The sequence below is a fragment of the Geobacillus sp. FJAT-46040 genome, assembly GCF_002335725.1.
Classification (GTDB): Bacteria; Bacillota; Bacilli; order Bacillales; family Anoxybacillaceae; genus Geobacillus; species Geobacillus thermoleovorans.
Genome location: NZ_NISS01000001.1, coordinates 2,053,267 through 2,068,420, shown reverse-complemented (window position 1 = coordinate 2,068,420; position 15,154 = coordinate 2,053,267). Strand labels below are relative to the sequence as shown.

Genomic DNA, 15,154 nt, shown 5'->3' with positions numbered 1-15,154 from the left:
TTTTTTGAAAGATCCGTTTTTCACGGATGAGATTTACGTCAAAAAACCAGAACGGGTCGCAGTATTAGGCTATTTGTTTCTGTTGGCCTTGGCGATTTACCGCGTTTTTCAGCGCCGAGTGCGTCAGTTTATTACTCCAGAACACCCGTTGAAGGCTCCTGGAGGCCGCAAGCTGACCCGGCCGACGGGACAGGCGATTTTTCAGCTGTTTCAATATGTGAACGTCGTCCTGTTCAAGCTGCCGGATGGACGCATCCAACGCTCACTGGATCGCTCCCTCACCCCTGAACAACGAAGGATTCTGCAGGGGTTGGGGCTGGATGAGAGCATTTACGTGTAACGTCATACGGAACGACCAGCGATGGTAAAAAAAGGATTGCCATCGCTCGTTGTGTTGGTCAAAAAGTTATTCTGAAAAACTAAATAAAAAATCCTTTGTTTTGACCTTGTTAGGGTGCGAAATGTGAGTTTTAACCATTCTTCAAATAGCTTACTTCCGACTTCATAAGATAAATCATCTGCATCAACAGTAAAAATCTTGTAACCATATTTTTCATGGAAATCATACTTATCTAATATTTTTTTAACTAATGTAGTATCTTGTTCATTATCTAAAAAAACTACCCATTTATTTTCATTCTGAATTTTATATGCGACTGCTTCTAAATCAACATTGTTCTCATAATATCCTAAATGAAGATGCTGATTTGGATCAAATTTCACGTTTATTCACTCCCTATAATTGATTTGATTACCATATGAAGTGATGTTTTTTCATATTAGGAGCTACATGATAATGTAGATAACCCGTGGTGCTAGATAAACTTGAGCAAGCATAAAAATAGCCCTTGCTGGCGGATCTCCTGTAGAATGAAAGTGCGACCTGCCATTCGAAAGGAGAATCCCCATGCAAGAGCACTTTCATTTTACTACAGATCGGGCCAAGATTCAAAAGCAATATGCCGCCATTTTCGTTTTTGTTTCTGCTCAACTTTCATGCATTCAGGTGCATCTTCATCGTCGAAATCGCCATTTGGTCAAGCAAGGCTGTACGAAGAATACCAAATGGCGCTTTGGACTCCGTCTCGAAAAAACCAGAAACATCGTGCGTCTGAGACATGGGAGCAGTGGATCCAACAAAAACGCAAAGTGATCGAGACGGTGTTCTCGGTTCTGGTTGACCACTATCGCATCACGGGGATCCGAGCCAATTCGATTATCGGATTTGAAGTGGCACTAGACGGTATATTGTTAGCTTATTCCCTGGTTACACTTGGGCTAGTTGAGCGCTAAAGCTCAACTAGCACCACGGGTGGATAAATCATCAGCTTCTCTTCCGTCTTCGTGCGCGGCCGGGCAGGAGGGATTTGATCGGGATCGAAGAAGCCGAGATGCAAAAATCAAAGCCGCGCTTGACTCGCAGTCAAACGCGGCTTTCGGATGAAGGAAAACTAGCGAATGGATTCAAGCTGCTTGGCCAAATGGTGGAGTTTTTTCTCGTGCTGGATGGTTTTGGACGCGAGGAAATGGACGGTTTCTTGCGTTTCGGTCAGCTCCACGCGCAAGCCAGCGAATTTTTGTTCGAGTCGGTCGAACCGCTCGTTCACCTCGGCGCGAAATTGCTGCATCTCCGCTCTCAGCTGGTTGGCCGTTTCTTGCATTTCCGCTCTCAGTTGGTTAGCCGTTTCTTGGATTTCTGCTCTCAACTGGTTGGCGGTGTCTTGGATTTCCGCTCTCAGCTGACTTCCCATTTCGTCAATTTGGGTGCGGATGTCGCGGGAAAATATTTTCAGCGCCTCGACCACTTCTTTCACCACCGTGTCGCGTTCCATGCTTGTTCACCTCCTCTTTTTTGATTATACGACGTGAAGCAGGGAAAAGAAAAGGACGTTTTGAATAAGATTTTTCTCTGTTAATGGATGGTTGGCTTGAGTTGCGGCGTCGTGATTGGTCCATGATCATGGTGGCGTTTTGAGGGAACAGGTGGCTCGGCTTATTTTTTGTAATTTTTAACAAATATAACCCGAGTTCGACAGTTTTGAGGCCATTTTAGGCAAATGGAAATGATCAAAATGCTGTTATATCAAGCACTTCGTGGTGCGGATCCTAGAAAAAACTTCGAATTTCACAGGCACACGATTTATTCATTTATTCTTTTAAAAACGGAGACCTTTCTCAACGAACCGAGCTGACGTCCAAGCAAGCTATTGCCGTATCTCCGTGAGCGGATGGGCAGCATGCATCGCCCGAATCATCCGCACCGTCCAGCTGCGGCGCATAAGTAACCGTGGGTGCATTCTTGAAACGGGTGCGAACTCCCCCTTGAACGGCTGCTTCTTTCCATATGGAGGGAGCGGCCGTTCGTTTTGTTCACTGGCGGCGAGTGATTGAGTATATTTTTTTGCATGCCTGAAAAATTTGATTGTATCGTCGTCGGAGCGGGGCCGGCCGGAACGGCGTGTGCCTATGAGCTTGCCAAAGCCGGGGTCAACGTATTATTGCTTGAGCGCGGCGAATATCCAGGATCGAAAAACGTCATGGGCGGCGTGCTCTATCGAAAAATGATGGAAGACATTATTCCGGAGTTTTATAAAGAGGCCCCGCTCGAGCGGCCGATCGTTGAGCAGCGGTTTATGCTGATGGATAAAGAGTCGGCGGTGACGTTCAGCTATAAAGGATTGGAGTGGGGGCGCGAGCCGTACAACAACTTTACCGTTTTGCGGGCGAAGTTTGACCAATGGTTTGCCGAGAAAGCAGTCGAACAAGGGGCGTTGCTCGTTTGTGAAACGGTGGCACTCGAATGCATCGTTGAAAAAGGCCGCGTCGTCGGTGTCCGCACCGACCGCCCGGACGGCGAGGTGTATGCCGATGTCGTCGTGCTGGCGGACGGCGTGAACTCGCTTTTGGCGAAACAGCTCGGGTTTCACCGCGAATGGCGGCCGGATGAAGTCGTGCTCGCAGTGATGGAAATTGTCAAGCTCGATAAAAAAGTGATCGAAGAACGTTTCAACCTTGAGCCGGAGCAAGGATGCACGATCGAGCTGCTCGGCGATGCAACAAAAGGCATATTAGGAACCGGATTTTTATACACCAATAAAGACACCTTAAGCATCGGCGTCGGCACGCTGCTTTCCGGGCTGATCAAACATAAAATCAAACCGTACGAGCTGCTCGAATATGTCAAAAACCATCCGATTGTAAGGATGGTTTTTTATGGGGGAGAAGAAACAGCGGAACGAAGCATTCGTCGGTGTAGGCGGAGCGGCGTTTGTGGTAAGCTAGTGGGGAGGCATACTTGCACAGGAGGGACTGACTAGTGGTTACAACGAACGAGGCGTTTCCCACCAACTTTTTATGGGGAGGAGCGACGGCGGCCAACCAGATCGAAGGAGGATTTGGCGAAGGAAACAAAGGGGTAAGCATTGCCGATGTGCTTCCGGGAGGAAAGATGAGGCAACAACTGCTTAGGGAAAAAGGGTTGCAGTTTGCCATTGATAAGGAGAAGTACACATACCCGAACCATGAAGCGATCGACTTTTACCACCGGTATAAAGAGGATATAGCCCTGTTTGCTGAGATGGGATTTAAAGCGTTCCGCCTATCGATCGCCTGGACGCGCATCTTCCCGAACGGCACCGAGCTTGAGCCAAATGAAGAAGGGCTTGCCTTCTATGATCGGGTGTTCGATGAGTTACATAAATACGGGATTGAGCCGGTGGTGACGATTTCCCATTATGAAATGCCGCTCCATTTGGCCAAAGAATACGGTGGCTGGCGGAGCCGCGAACTGGTAACGTTGTTTGAACGTTACGCCAAGGTGATTTTCCAGCGTTATAAAGATAAAGTGAAATATTGGCTGACGTTTAACGAAATAAACGGTGCGCTCCATTTTCCGCTCATGAGCATGGGATTTGTGCCGGAAAGCGAAGAGACGAAATATCAAGAGTTGTTTCAAGCGTTCCATCATCAATTTGTCGCCAGCAGCCTGGCGGTGAAGGCGTGCCGCGAGATCATTCCGGACGCAAAAATCGGCTGCATGATTCTCGCCGCCCCCGTGTACCCGTACGACTGCAATCCAGAAAACGTCATGCATGCACTTGAAGAGGAGCGGCTGTTGAATTTCTTTTGCGCCGACGTTCAAGTGCGCGGCGAGTATCCATCCTTTATGAAACGCGTGTTCGACGAGCGCGGGGTGAAACTCGATATTCGCGACGGGGATTTGGAACTGATCAAGAAGCATACGGTCGACTATATCGGTTTAAGCTACTATATGTCCGTCACCCAGAAAAAAGACAAGATGGATGATGAGCTCATCCCCGGCAGCGTATTTGATGGGGTGAAAAACCCGTTCCTTAAAGCGAGCGACTGGGGCTGGGAGATCGACCCTATAGGGCTGCGCATCATTTTAAACCGGTTGTACGATCGGTATCGCGTACCGCTTTTTATTGTGGAAAACGGGCTTGGGGCGCATGACAAAGTGGAAGAAGACGGCTCGATTCACGACGATTACCGCATTGACTATTTGCGCCGTCATATCGAAGCAGCGCGTGAAGCGATCGCCGATGGCGTCGAATTGATTGGCTATCTCGTATGGGGCTGCATTGACCTCGTGAGCGCCTCGACCGGCGAGTTTTCAAAACGGTACGGGTTGATTTACGTCGATAAACACGATGACGGCAGCGGCACGCTCGAGCGGAGAAAGAAAAAGTCGTTTGATTGGTATCAAAACGTCATCGCGACGAACGGGGAAGAGTTATAATGGGAATGACCGCAAGGGGAATTTGAAGCAAAAGGCAGCTGATGGAATCGAATGGCAAAATAGTAAGGGAATGTGCGCTCGCCTTGCGCTGCGGGGGAAATTGACCATCAACCCCATTTGAAGGAGGACGAAAATGATGAACATTGTGGCTCTTGTCGGAAGCTTGCGAAAAGACTCATATAACCGGAAATTAGCGGGGTTTATGCGAGAACGGTACAAAGACAAATTCCAATTGGACATTGCCGATATCGGCGCTCTGCCGCATTACAATCAAGACGATGAACTCGATCCGCCCGAAGTCGTGGCGGCATTCAAGCGGCAAGTGGCGGATGCGGACGGGGTTTTGATCGTGACACCGGAGTACAATTGGTCCGTTCCCGGCGTGCTGAAAAACGCGCTAGATTGGCTGTCGCGTGTGGACAAAGTGTTGGTCAATAAACCCGTGATGATTGTCGGAGTATCGACAGGGATGATGGGAACGATTCGGGCGCAGCTCCATTTGCGCCAAATCTTGCAAAGCCCAGGACTCTCAGCCAACGTCTTGCCGCCTGCTGGGAATGAGGTGCTGATCAACTTCGCCAGCCAAAAATTTGATGAATCGGGACAACTGATAGATACGGCAACCATCGACTTGTTGGATCAAGTGATCGAACAGTTTGTGCAATGGATTCATACGCATCGCGAACGGTGAGCGCGCCGTTCACTTTTTCTTTCGGCTGACGGTGAGTCCGAGTAAGTTAAATAATTTGCTTGACTATCAAGCCCTCTGTTTTCGCTCAAACTCAGCCGGGATGTTCACTGACATGGACTAACCTGTTATTTGCACACATATATGTGTACAAATAAACATTTGCAGGAGGGATCATCCGTTGCCGATGTTATTCACTGGGGGGATCGCGGCGGTTTTGTCTTTCATTGTGATTGCTTTCATCTTTATCAAAAGGAAGAAAATCACATGCATGGCTGGAATGATGGCGGCGATGGCGTTAGGAATGTTGGCTGGGCTGACGGGCGGCCTGCTGGCTGGGATTTCTTACAACGGCAATCTCTTTTTGTCAACCATTTTAGGAATGGCTTTTGGGTTTTTAGCTGGATTTTTAGCTGGGATGCCGATCAGCATCATGGCCATCATCGACGGTGTTTTATCAGGAGTCATGGGCGGCATGATGGGAGCGATGTTAGGAGAAATGATTGCGCCTGAATATCGGGATTCTACGATTCACATCATGCTTGTTCTATTTGTTGGAATGGCTTGTATTGTTCTATACATGCTTCAACAAGAAACGGGTTTTAACCGTGCGTTTTTGATCAATAAACTATTCCATAACCCGCTATGGTTAGCAATCGTCCTTCCGCTGTTTTTCTATTTGTATAACCATTTATATAATGAATTTTCTCGATCTTCTAATCTTCCGATAACGAATCCGCCTATAAACCATTCTATGGAGGGCCACAACCAGACTGCATCTCCGTTAAGCATCGAAACAAAGGGGAAAAAGGTAGTGGTTGAAGCGACTGAATTTTATTACTTTCCTGAGAGTTTGCAACTGACTGTAGGACAGCCTGTTACCTTAATTCTGAAAAATAGCGGTCAAATGGAACACGATATCGAATTCGAAAATATGAAGATTTTGTTACAGCAGAATGACCATGGAAACCATGCAGAAAATGCGGACGTTCATGTTCATTCCTTGCCGGGGAAAACAGCCGAGGTGACGTTCATACCAATCGAACGCGGTGTGTTTCGATTTTATTGTACAGTTCCAGGGCATAAAGAATCTGGTATGGTTGGATTTGCGAAAGTTTCATAAGATGATGGCTGCCGAGATCTTCTCGGCATTTGTTTTGACCAATAGAAGGCGTGGTGACTAAAAGGGAAATGAACTTTTGTGGGTTCATCACCAAAAGATGTACTTGCACCTGTCATGAAAGTATGTTAGCTGTTTCCAGCCGAACCCGCAGTGCAAAACGCTGGATATTTCGGTATCCGTATCCCCGACGTTTCATCAGCTTGATCTTGTTATTCGTTCCCTCCATCTTCCCATTCGAATAATGGGATAAAATGCACGATATCATTTCGTCTGTTCGTTTGACGAGTGATTTTGCGATGGCACGAACAACGGAACAAGGACAAAACAAATACCGATGAATCCAAGCCTTCAAGCGTCGTTTCGCCTGTTGCTCATCTTTGCTTTTGAACACATAGCGAACATGTTGGAGCGATTGGTAAACAGACTTTAAGTAATCGCTTTCATTACACCATTCTCGTATGATTTGACGTTCTTCCTCCGTCAATTTCTCTGGGCATTGGCTCAATAAACGGCAAACGTAACGAACATTTCCGTGTTTCTTGCCTCCTTTGCCCAAATATTTGCGACAACGTTCTAAAGCATCGGTAAACAGCTGAATGACATGGAAATAGTCGACGACATGTGTCGCCTCTGGGCAAACCCGTTGAATCGCTTTTTTCATCGCTGGAGCCAAGTCACTCACGACATACTGAACGGAACGAGACACATGAGCCAATGCACGCCCAATGGCTTCCTCGTTCTTTCCTGCTTCCATGGCATACACTTCTCCCGTTTCGGCATCCATGATCGCCACTCCATAGTCGTATAAACTGAGAGTACATGCGAATTTCCCTCCATGGTTTGGTTTGGTCACCTTTACCATACAGGAAAATTCGCATTTTTTGTACCCTCTATGCACACCTACCTTAAATGATCAAGTACAACTTGTGGTGAAGAGCCAAAATTATTTCATCATTTTGCAAGCAATAGCAGCGATTTGTTTTTTTATAGTAGCATCACGAGTCAAAGCTCAAAAAACTTTATTGCAACTTCTTATATGGTTCCATCTCATTCAATTCGAACTAGCCATGTATAAAAAATATTTTGTAAATACAGGAATCGTATCAAAAGAAGTATGGTTGTATGGATCTCTCGTTATCGTTTTTATATGTATTTCATATTGGTTAGAGAGGCGAGAAAGAGAAGAAGTTCTTGAGGAGAGGAATAAAGGACGGGGAAGGAAGGCTAATCAACTGGCTTTAGGTGTGATGGTGGTAAGTATTGCTGTATCTTCTATTTTTAACAGTCAACATGAAGTGGGAAAGGTTAAATCAAAATCGGTTCTATCTACTTCATTGGATTCAGGAAAAATCGGTACGAATAAAGGAGAAATTGCCCCAGATTTTGAATTGCGTTCAATTACAGGCGACAACATACAATTGTCTGATTTGCGTGGAAAAACGGTGATATTGAATTTTTGGGCTACTTGGTGTCCGCCTTGTAGAGCTGAAATGCCAGAAATGCAAAAGTTCTACGAAAACAATAAAAATAACAATGTAGAAATTTTAGCAGTCAACTTAACGAATAGCGAAAGAGGTCCTGATGCGGTGAACGATTTTGTGAAAAATAAGGGAGTGACATTTAAAGTTGTGCTTGATGAGCAAGGGGAAATTGGAAATCTATACGGTGCAATAACGATCCCCACTTCGTATATCATCGATAAAAACGGGGTTATTAGAGATAAGTATATAGGTCCTATGTCTTATGAAACGATGGATCGCATGATCTCGAATATTCAATAAAAACTAAATAATGATCCCTCCTGAGTGGACAGTAACAAGAATTGTTGCTATTCACTCAAGGGGGATTTCGGGAGTATATTAAAAACCTGTGAACCCACCAAACAAACCTGTAAAAAAGGTAATGATCTTTGTCATCCAATCAAAAAACAGCATAATTCCCATGATAATCATAAGAACCCCTCCGACTTTGACGATGACAGCGTTATATCTTTTTATCCAATTCAACTTGCTGATAAAAAATGACATGATGAAAAAAGGTACAGCAAACCCTAATACATATGCGAACATATATAACATAGCTGCACTCGGTTTGGTAGCTGCTAACGCGATCACTGATACAAGAATTGGACCTGTGCAGGGAGTCCAGCCCGCTGCGAATCCTATGCCAATTAAAATTGTGAATTTTTTGTGGAAAGCGGGCTTTTTCCTGCGCAGGTATTGATTACGGTTTTGTGGTGAACATGATTTGTAGAGGGGATCTCTGTTGCGTTTTATACCCATTACCGGTATAATGTAATTAAAAGAGGTGATGTTTGATGAACCATTATGAAGATCATAATATGGATAAAAAAATGGTTCCACGAACGGAACAGGAAATCGAACGCATTATCAAGCGCTTGAAGCGCATTGAAGGACAAGTGCGCGGTGTGCAAAAAATGGTGGAGGACAATCGTTATTGCATCGATATTTTAGTGCAAATTTCAGCGATCACGGCAGCGTTAAATAAAGTAGGATTGAACTTGCTAGAACGTCATGTTGGCCATTGTGTGTCGAAAGCGATTCGCGAAGGAAGCGGAGAAGAATCCATTCGCGAATTAATGGATGTCATTAAACAGTTCTCAAAGTGAAAGGAGTGGGAAGCATTATGAGTGAACAAAAGCATGTCACACTTAGAGTGACCGGCATGACATGTGCCGCGTGCGCCAATCGGATTGAGAAAGTATTAAATAAGATGGATGGCGTAGAAGCCAATGTCAATTTGGCAATGGAAAAAGCAACGATTCAATATGATCCATCGAAGCAAACGATCGCCGATATCGAAACGAAAATTGAGAATTTGGGGTATGGCGTTGCGACAGAAAAAGTGACGCTTGATATTGAAGGAATGACATGTGCGGCCTGTGCGACACGGATTGAAAAAGGGTTAAATCGGATGGAAGGTGTGACAAGCGCTGCTGTAAACTTGGCGACAAACAGTGCTGTTGTCGAATACAAGGAAGGCGTTACATCTGTCGAAGACATTTTAGAAAAAATCAAAAAGCTTGGGTACAAGGGGCAGATTCGAAACGAAGAACAAGACGATGCTGGCCGGAAAGAAGAGCGGCTTAAACAAAAACAACGGCAACTCGCTATTTCTATCATCTTATCGTTGCCGCTGCTTTATACGATGCTTGCCCATATGCCGTTTGATATAGGCTTGCCGATGCCGCATCTGCTGATGAATCCGTGGTTCCAGCTTCTTTTAGCTACACCGGTTCAGTTCTACATCGGCGGTCCCTTCTATGTCGGGGCGTACCGGGCGTTGCGAAATAAGAGCGCAAACATGGACGTTCTCATAGCGCTTGGAACATCGGCTGCGTACTTTTACAGCTTGTATGAAGCTTTTCGGACGCTTGGGAATCCTGAATATATGCCAAGATTATATTTTGAAACGAGCGCCGTCTTGATTACGCTTGTGCTTGTCGGCAAATACTTTGAGGATCTTGCGAAAGGGAGAACAACCGAAGCGATCTCTAAGCTGTTGAGCCTTCAGGCAAAGGAAGCGACTGTCATCCGTAATGGGGAGGAAAGAAAGGTTCCGCTCGAGGAAGTGGTGATCGGCGATACGATTCTTGTCAAGCCAGGAGAAAAAATCCCGGTAGACGGTACGGTCATCGCCGGGGCATCTTCCGTAGATGAATCGATGATTACTGGTGAATCGATCCCGGTTGATAAAAAGGAAGGCGACTATGTGATCGGGGCGACGATGAATACGAATGGCGTACTGACCATTCGTGCCGAAAAAGTCGGAAAAGATACCGCGCTGGCCAATATCATTAAAATCGTTGAAGAGGCGCAAGGGTCGAAAGCCCCGATTCAGCGGATGGCGGATACCATTTCCGGCATTTTCGTACCGATTGTTGTCGGAATTGCGGTTGTTTCCTTTCTAATCTGGTACTTCTTCGTTGCGCCGGGTGATTTGGCGAAAGCGCTTGAGGCGGCCATCGCCGTTCTTGTCATTGCGTGTCCTTGTGCGCTCGGTCTTGCCACGCCGACATCGATTATGGTCGGCACCGGCAAAGGGGCAGAACAAGGAATTCTCTTTAAAGGAGGTGAGTACCTAGAGGGAACGCATCAAATCAATGCCGTATTACTGGATAAAACAGGAACCGTGACAAAAGGAAGACCGGAAGTCACCGATGTGCTAGCCTTCCGCGAGGACATGCTCGATTATGCGGTTTCCGCCGAGAGCGCTTCGGAGCATCCGCTGGCTCATGCGATTGTTGAATACGGGAAGAAACAAGCGATTTCGATGAAGCCATTGGAGCATTTCTCCGCCATTACCGGCCACGGAATTGAAGCGGTCATTGACGGAAAAAGCATCCTTATTGGGACGCGAAAATTGATGAAGGAACGCTCTGTAGCGATTTCTGTGCATGAAGATAAAATGGTAGAGCTTGAAAAACAAGGGAAAACAGTCATGCTCGTTGCCATCGATGGACAGCTTGCCGGCATCATTGCTGTCGCGGATACAGTAAAAGAAAGCTCCAAAGAAGCAATTCAAACATTAAAACAAATGGGCATCGATGTCTATATGGCAACAGGGGACAATCAACGGACAGCGGAAGCGATCGCCAATGAAGTCGGCATTGAGCATGTGTACGCCGAGGTGCTCCCGGAAGATAAAGCGAACATCGTCGAGGAATTGCAAAAGCAAGGAAAACGTGTGGCGATGGTCGGTGATGGAATTAATGACGCTCCAGCTCTGGCCAAAGCGGATATTGGGATGGCGATTGGCACGGGAGCTGATGTCGCCATCGAGACCGCGGACGTGACCTTGGTCGGCGGCGATTTGCGCCATATCCCGAAAGCCATTGAGTTGAGCCGCAAAACGATGAAAAACATTCGGCAAAATCTGTTCTGGGCGTTGTTTTATAATACGATTGGCATTCCGGTCGCCGCTTTCGGATTATTAGAACCATGGATCGCGGGGGCGGCGATGGCATTCAGCTCTGTATCGGTTGTGACAAACGCGCTTCGTTTGAAACGCGTGAAACTATAAACATTTAAGGAGGAATGGACGATGACCATTACATTACAAGTACAAGGAATGACATGCGGACATTGCAAAGCGGCGGTGACCAATGCCCTTCAAGCGTTGGATGGCGTCAGCCGTGTAGAAGTGCATTTGCAAGAAGGAACTGTCGATGTGGAGTATGATGAAACAAAGGTCAGCGTAGAAAAACTGAAAGAAGCGATTGAAGAGCAAGGATATAATGTGAAGTAACATAAAGAGGGTGTCTCCATAGCCATCAAGTGAAGCCTTGGAGCGAGTAGCTCCAAGGCTTCACTTTTCATCTTTGGAGGCTGTGACCGTGAGAATATATAAAGATAGGCATGCCAAATACACCTTCCCTATAGAAGGTTTTTTTCATGGTATATGAGGCGGGAATTTCTTATGACACCGGCATGATGACCAAACTCTCGATAATGTCTAAAGCGCTCTTTTTTGTATAACGCCTTGATTTTTTTCCGTGTTGAGCGATGATGTCACACAGTTTTAAAAGGAGTTGGACAACTAACGCCTCAGAACACCATAAGGCTTGAAAGAAATCCATACCGAACTCCTTGATCATACTCATCGCCTTATATTCGCTCAATTCCTTTTTCTGTTTTCGATAGAGCCATTCCCGCATTTTAAACATGACAGTGGAGCTGATCAATAAGGCAATCAACGTTCCATACAGGTGGCACTGAAAGCGAGCCCCTTTCATCGGTTTGAATCGATGAATGTGAAACAGGGATTTCCATGTCTTAAATACCACTTCAATTTGCCAGCGAAGAGAATACAGCGTATGAATTTCGTGCAAAGAGGTATAAATCGCTGGAATATTGGTGATATATACATATATTGAGTGGGGGCGTCGCGTCACGTACGCGGCCCCTTTTCGTTTCGCCTTCTGTTTCCATTGCCCTTCCTTCTGTCGCTCCTGTTCTTCGGTCAGCCGATACACAATGAGCCGCGGTTGATGAACTTTCTTTCCACTGACATACGCATGTTCCAGTTCCATGGTTTCTCCGGGTTGTAACACCGCAAGGAAATCCTCTGGTTCCCATTTTCGAAATCGGTCTCCTTCTTTTTGGTAAATCCCTACATTGTGTTTGAGCCGGGAAATATAAAAGGCTCCGGCGTCATGAATGGCTTGCAATCCCTCAAGCGAAAAATAGCCTAAGTCTTTCAAACAAAGGTCTCCCTCTTGGATGGTCGATAGAAGGGACGCTCCGTAGGCGGCGTCGTGATGACGGGCATCTTCGACATCCGCATGGAGAAACTTCCCTTCTAGCCATTCATATTCTAGCTGAATTTTCACCCCAGGCCCCGTACATCCCTCGTAAATCCCCCGGATTTCAGGAGGCAGTTGAAACGACGTGGAATCGAGAATGCGAATCCGGCGAAACAGCGAATGTCTTTGACATAAGTGACGGGCTTCCTGAGTCTGATGAATGAGCAGTTTTTCAAACACCGCTTTGAGGAAACTCACCGCTTTTTCATTAAACCGTTGATTGAGCCCTTCCGCACTCAGAAAGGTGTTTTGCTTGAGAGCTAGAGCACTGCAAAGCTGCACCAATGATTTTTGACCGCCTCCTTCCTGGAGAAATGTGCAAAGTGCCACAAAATCATGGGCGCGTAATTTCCCCTTTCGTTGAATAAATTGATGATCTCGGGCCATATGTTCAAGTTCTTCGCACGATAACACGCTTCTTAATCCGTCTAAAAAACAATGCCATTCTTCTCGGAGAGATAAGGACGTCTTCAAAAAAACCACCCTTTCTAAGACATTATGAGGTCTTCAAAAGGATGGTCAAATCAGGCATATATTTATTCCTGTTTTCTTAACTTGATGGCTATGGAGGGTGTCTCAAAAGTGATCACTTTTGAGACACCCTCAAATAGTATTATGATGACATTTTACGGCATTCTTCAGCACACTGACGGCATAAATTGGCACATTCCTGACAGTGTGTATCTTGGAATTTTGCACATTCAGCGGCACAAGAATCGCAAATTGTCGCGCAAAGTTGGCAAAACTCCTTCGCATACATGCTTCCGCGAGACATCCATTGAGCCGCCATGGCACAAATATCTGCACAATCCCTTAAAATGTTGATACAATGTGTTCTAGCCTGTACGTCAGCTGCTTTTAAACATGAAGTCAGACATTCTTCACAAGCTTGCATACATTGGTTGCAAGCATCAATACACGTTTGAAATTGTTGAACTGATGAACTAATAACTGTCGTCATATATAATCCCTCCAATGATTTAAATTCATTATTATTTTTTTCTAACTAAAAAAAAATAAACTGGAAATAAAAACAAAAAAATAAGAGGCTGTCTCAAAAGGGTGTTAACCTTTTGAACTCAGCCTCTTTTATTTACTACGATAAGCTGTTATTCACCTTTATTCGTTGTGTCATTCGGATCTGGGGTATAGTCCGATTTGTAATCGGTATATTTTACTTGTGTGACCATTCCGGCTGAAGCATGGTGCAAGTCATGGCAATGGAACATCCAATTTCCCGGATTATCCGCTTTAAACGCGACGACATATTCTTCACCAGGGTTTACATTTAAGGAATCCTTTATCAATGGAGAGCCTGTGACTGGCTTACCGTTTTTGCTTAACACTTGGAAGAAATGTCCGTGTAAATGCATCGGATGTACATCCGTAGGTGAATTGTTCACTATTTTTACTTTTACTAAATCTCCTGTCTTCACATTGATCGGCGCTGTGTCAGGATACGTTTTCCCATTAATCGTGTAGACCATGCCATCTTTGCCCATGGCTGTTCCTAAATCCATTGTGTACTCTACATCATATTTTTGGTCTAGTGTAAATTGACCTACTTCATATTTTCCGTATGTTGTCATATCCACAACAGGGAGGTTTTCTTTTGCATTTTCTTTATCCGTATTGTTTGTCTGGTCTTCGTATTGAATTTTCACTTTCATGCCATCGGTACCTTCCATATCACCATGACATTCTAATAACCATTCACCCGGGTTATTCGCGATAAATTCAATATCATAACGTTCACCCGGAGCAATATTTAAAAGTTCATCTTTGATTGGTTGCGGATCTTTTAACGGCTGCCCGTCAGTTGCGACAATTTTAAACTCATGACCATGCAGGTGAAGTTTGTGGACCATGTATCCTGCGTTTACAAGGCGAAGGCGCACCTTTTCGCCTTTCTTCACTTTTAAAGGTTTGACAGCGGAACCGCTTTTCCCGTTAATCGTGAAAATATCATACATATTCATATCATGGCCCATGCTGCTCATATCCATTTGTTGATTATCAGAGCTATTTCCATCATTCATATTACTATGATCCATTCCACTCATATCCATATTTCCTTCATCCGGATTGCTCATCCATTCATCTAACACAAGTGTATAATCTCGATCGACTTTTTCTTCATTTTTCGGTTCTACGATTAATGTACCGTATAATCCCTTGTCCACTTGCTCGGCGCTTTTTTGATGGGAATGATAAAAATACGTTCCCGGCACGGTTGCGGTAAATTCAAAAAAGGCAAGC

The 15,154-nt window shown here is 45.4% G+C and carries 12 protein-coding genes and 6 pseudogenes; 11 read left to right on the top strand and 7 right to left on the bottom strand.

Going from position 1 to position 15,154, the window contains the following annotated elements; genetic code table 11:
* Positions 1-340: pseudogene (locus tag CD000_RS10865) on the top strand (IS1634 family transposase); the annotation flags it as partial.
* A 2-nt stretch (positions 341-342) separates the two neighbouring features.
* Here CD000_RS10865 and CD000_RS10860 read toward each other — a convergent pair.
* The gene (locus CD000_RS10860) at positions 343-723 is read right to left on the bottom strand and encodes a DUF3986 family protein (protein WP_096225648.1); all 381 of its coding nucleotides are present in this window, start codon (positions 721-723) and stop codon (positions 343-345) included.
* Between the two features lie 184 nt (positions 724-907).
* Between CD000_RS10860 and CD000_RS19660 the strand changes: the two are divergent.
* Together CD000_RS19660 and CD000_RS10855 are read left to right on the top strand one after the other, a co-directional pair.
* Positions 908-1,045 (top strand): annotated as a pseudogene (locus tag CD000_RS19660) (IS982 family transposase); the annotation flags it as partial.
* Positions 1,039-1,293, top strand: a pseudogene (locus tag CD000_RS10855) (IS982 family transposase); the annotation flags it as partial. The pseudogenes CD000_RS19660 and CD000_RS10855, both read left to right, overlap by 7 nt.
* A gap of 158 nt (positions 1,294-1,451) precedes the next feature.
* On the opposite strand, the gene CD000_RS10850 reads toward CD000_RS10855, so the two are convergent.
* Positions 1,452-1,832 (bottom strand): hypothetical protein, encoded by a 381-nt coding sequence (locus CD000_RS10850; RefSeq protein ID WP_094239758.1) that lies wholly within the window; start codon positions 1,830-1,832, stop codon positions 1,452-1,454.
* A gap of 573 nt (positions 1,833-2,405) precedes the next feature.
* Between CD000_RS10850 and CD000_RS10845 the strand changes: the two are divergent.
* The 4 genes and pseudogenes from CD000_RS10845 to CD000_RS10830 all read left to right on the top strand — a co-directional run.
* Positions 2,406-3,227, top strand: a pseudogene (locus CD000_RS10845) (FAD-dependent oxidoreductase); the annotation flags it as partial.
* 89 nt (positions 3,228-3,316) lie between these two features.
* Entirely contained in the window at positions 3,317-4,759 is a 1,443-nt protein-coding gene (locus CD000_RS10840; RefSeq protein ID WP_014195217.1) for a glycoside hydrolase family 1 protein, read from the top strand.
* Positions 4,760-4,895: 136 nt separating this feature from the next.
* On the top strand, positions 4,896-5,450 hold the full coding sequence (locus CD000_RS10835) for an NADPH-dependent FMN reductase (protein WP_198962505.1): 555 nt from the start codon (positions 4,896-4,898) through the stop codon (positions 5,448-5,450).
* Between the two features lie 184 nt (positions 5,451-5,634).
* Positions 5,635-6,570, top strand: coding sequence for a cupredoxin domain-containing protein (locus CD000_RS10830; protein ID WP_096226281.1), 936 nt, complete (start codon positions 5,635-5,637; stop codon positions 6,568-6,570).
* A gap of 112 nt (positions 6,571-6,682) precedes the next feature.
* On the opposite strand, the pseudogene CD000_RS10825 reads toward CD000_RS10830, so the two are convergent.
* A pseudogene (locus tag CD000_RS10825) lies at positions 6,683-7,375 on the bottom strand (ISL3 family transposase); the annotation flags it as partial.
* Positions 7,376-7,499: 124 nt separating this feature from the next.
* Here CD000_RS10825 and CD000_RS19160 point away from each other — a divergent pair.
* Positions 7,500-8,351: a TlpA disulfide reductase family protein gene (locus CD000_RS19160; RefSeq protein WP_233130427.1), complete on the top strand. Its 852-nt coding sequence runs from the start codon at positions 7,500-7,502 to the stop codon at positions 8,349-8,351.
* A gap of 78 nt (positions 8,352-8,429) precedes the next feature.
* Here the strand turns inward: CD000_RS19160 and CD000_RS10815 are convergent, their stop codons facing one another.
* Complete coding sequence (locus CD000_RS10815) at positions 8,430-8,852, bottom strand: urease accessory protein UreH domain-containing protein (protein WP_096225646.1); 423 nt, start codon at positions 8,850-8,852, stop codon at positions 8,430-8,432.
* Between the two features lie 35 nt (positions 8,853-8,887).
* Between CD000_RS10815 and CD000_RS10810 the strand changes: the two genes are divergently transcribed.
* From CD000_RS10810 to copZ, 3 genes are read left to right on the top strand one after another with little or no spacing between them, the layout of a single operon-like run.
* Positions 8,888-9,199 (top strand): metal-sensing transcriptional repressor, encoded by a 312-nt coding sequence (locus tag CD000_RS10810; protein WP_096225645.1) that lies wholly within the window; start codon positions 8,888-8,890, stop codon positions 9,197-9,199.
* A 17-nt stretch (positions 9,200-9,216) separates the two neighbouring features.
* On the top strand, positions 9,217-11,613 hold the full coding sequence (locus tag CD000_RS10805) for a heavy metal translocating P-type ATPase (protein WP_096225644.1): 2,397 nt from the start codon (positions 9,217-9,219) through the stop codon (positions 11,611-11,613).
* Positions 11,614-11,634: 21 nt separating this feature from the next.
* Positions 11,635-11,838 carry a copper chaperone CopZ gene (gene copZ, locus CD000_RS10800; protein ID WP_015863916.1) on the top strand — a complete coding sequence of 68 codons (204 nt, stop codon included), beginning with the start codon at positions 11,635-11,637 and terminating at the stop codon, positions 11,836-11,838.
* Positions 11,839-12,007: 169 nt separating this feature from the next.
* On the opposite strand, the gene CD000_RS10795 is transcribed toward copZ, so the two are convergent.
* The 3 genes and pseudogenes from CD000_RS10795 to CD000_RS10785 all read right to left on the bottom strand — a co-directional run.
* Positions 12,008-13,369, bottom strand: a complete 1,362-nt coding sequence (locus tag CD000_RS10795; RefSeq protein WP_033011274.1) for an IS4 family transposase — start codon at positions 13,367-13,369, stop codon at positions 12,008-12,010.
* Between the two features lie 139 nt (positions 13,370-13,508).
* Positions 13,509-13,856 carry a four-helix bundle copper-binding protein gene (locus CD000_RS10790; protein ID WP_096225643.1) on the bottom strand — a complete coding sequence of 116 codons (348 nt, stop codon included), beginning with the start codon at positions 13,854-13,856 and terminating at the stop codon, positions 13,509-13,511.
* Positions 13,857-14,004: 148 nt separating this feature from the next.
* Positions 14,005-15,144, bottom strand: a pseudogene (locus CD000_RS10785) (multicopper oxidase family protein); the annotation flags it as partial.
* Between the last annotated feature and the right edge of the window lie 10 nt (positions 15,145-15,154).

Coding starts and splice junctions, on each gene's coding strand:
- CD000_RS10850 (WP_094239758.1), bottom strand. CDS start 1,832: ATGGAACGCGACACGGTGGTGAAAGAAGTGGTCGAGGCGCTGAAAATA.
- CD000_RS10835 (WP_198962505.1), top strand. CDS start 4,896: ATGAACATTGTGGCTCTTGTCGGAAGCTTGCGAAAAGACTCATATAAC.
- CD000_RS10830 (WP_096226281.1), top strand. CDS start 5,635: ATGTTATTCACTGGGGGGATCGCGGCGGTTTTGTCTTTCATTGTGATT.
- CD000_RS10815 (WP_096225646.1), bottom strand. CDS start 8,852: ATGGGTATAAAACGCAACAGAGATCCCCTCTACAAATCATGTTCACCA.
- CD000_RS10810 (WP_096225645.1), top strand. CDS start 8,888: ATGAACCATTATGAAGATCATAATATGGATAAAAAAATGGTTCCACGA.
- CD000_RS10805 (WP_096225644.1), top strand. CDS start 9,217: ATGAGTGAACAAAAGCATGTCACACTTAGAGTGACCGGCATGACATGT.
- copZ (WP_015863916.1), top strand. CDS start 11,635: ATGACCATTACATTACAAGTACAAGGAATGACATGCGGACATTGCAAA.
- CD000_RS10790 (WP_096225643.1), bottom strand. CDS start 13,856: ATGACGACAGTTATTAGTTCATCAGTTCAACAATTTCAAACGTGTATT.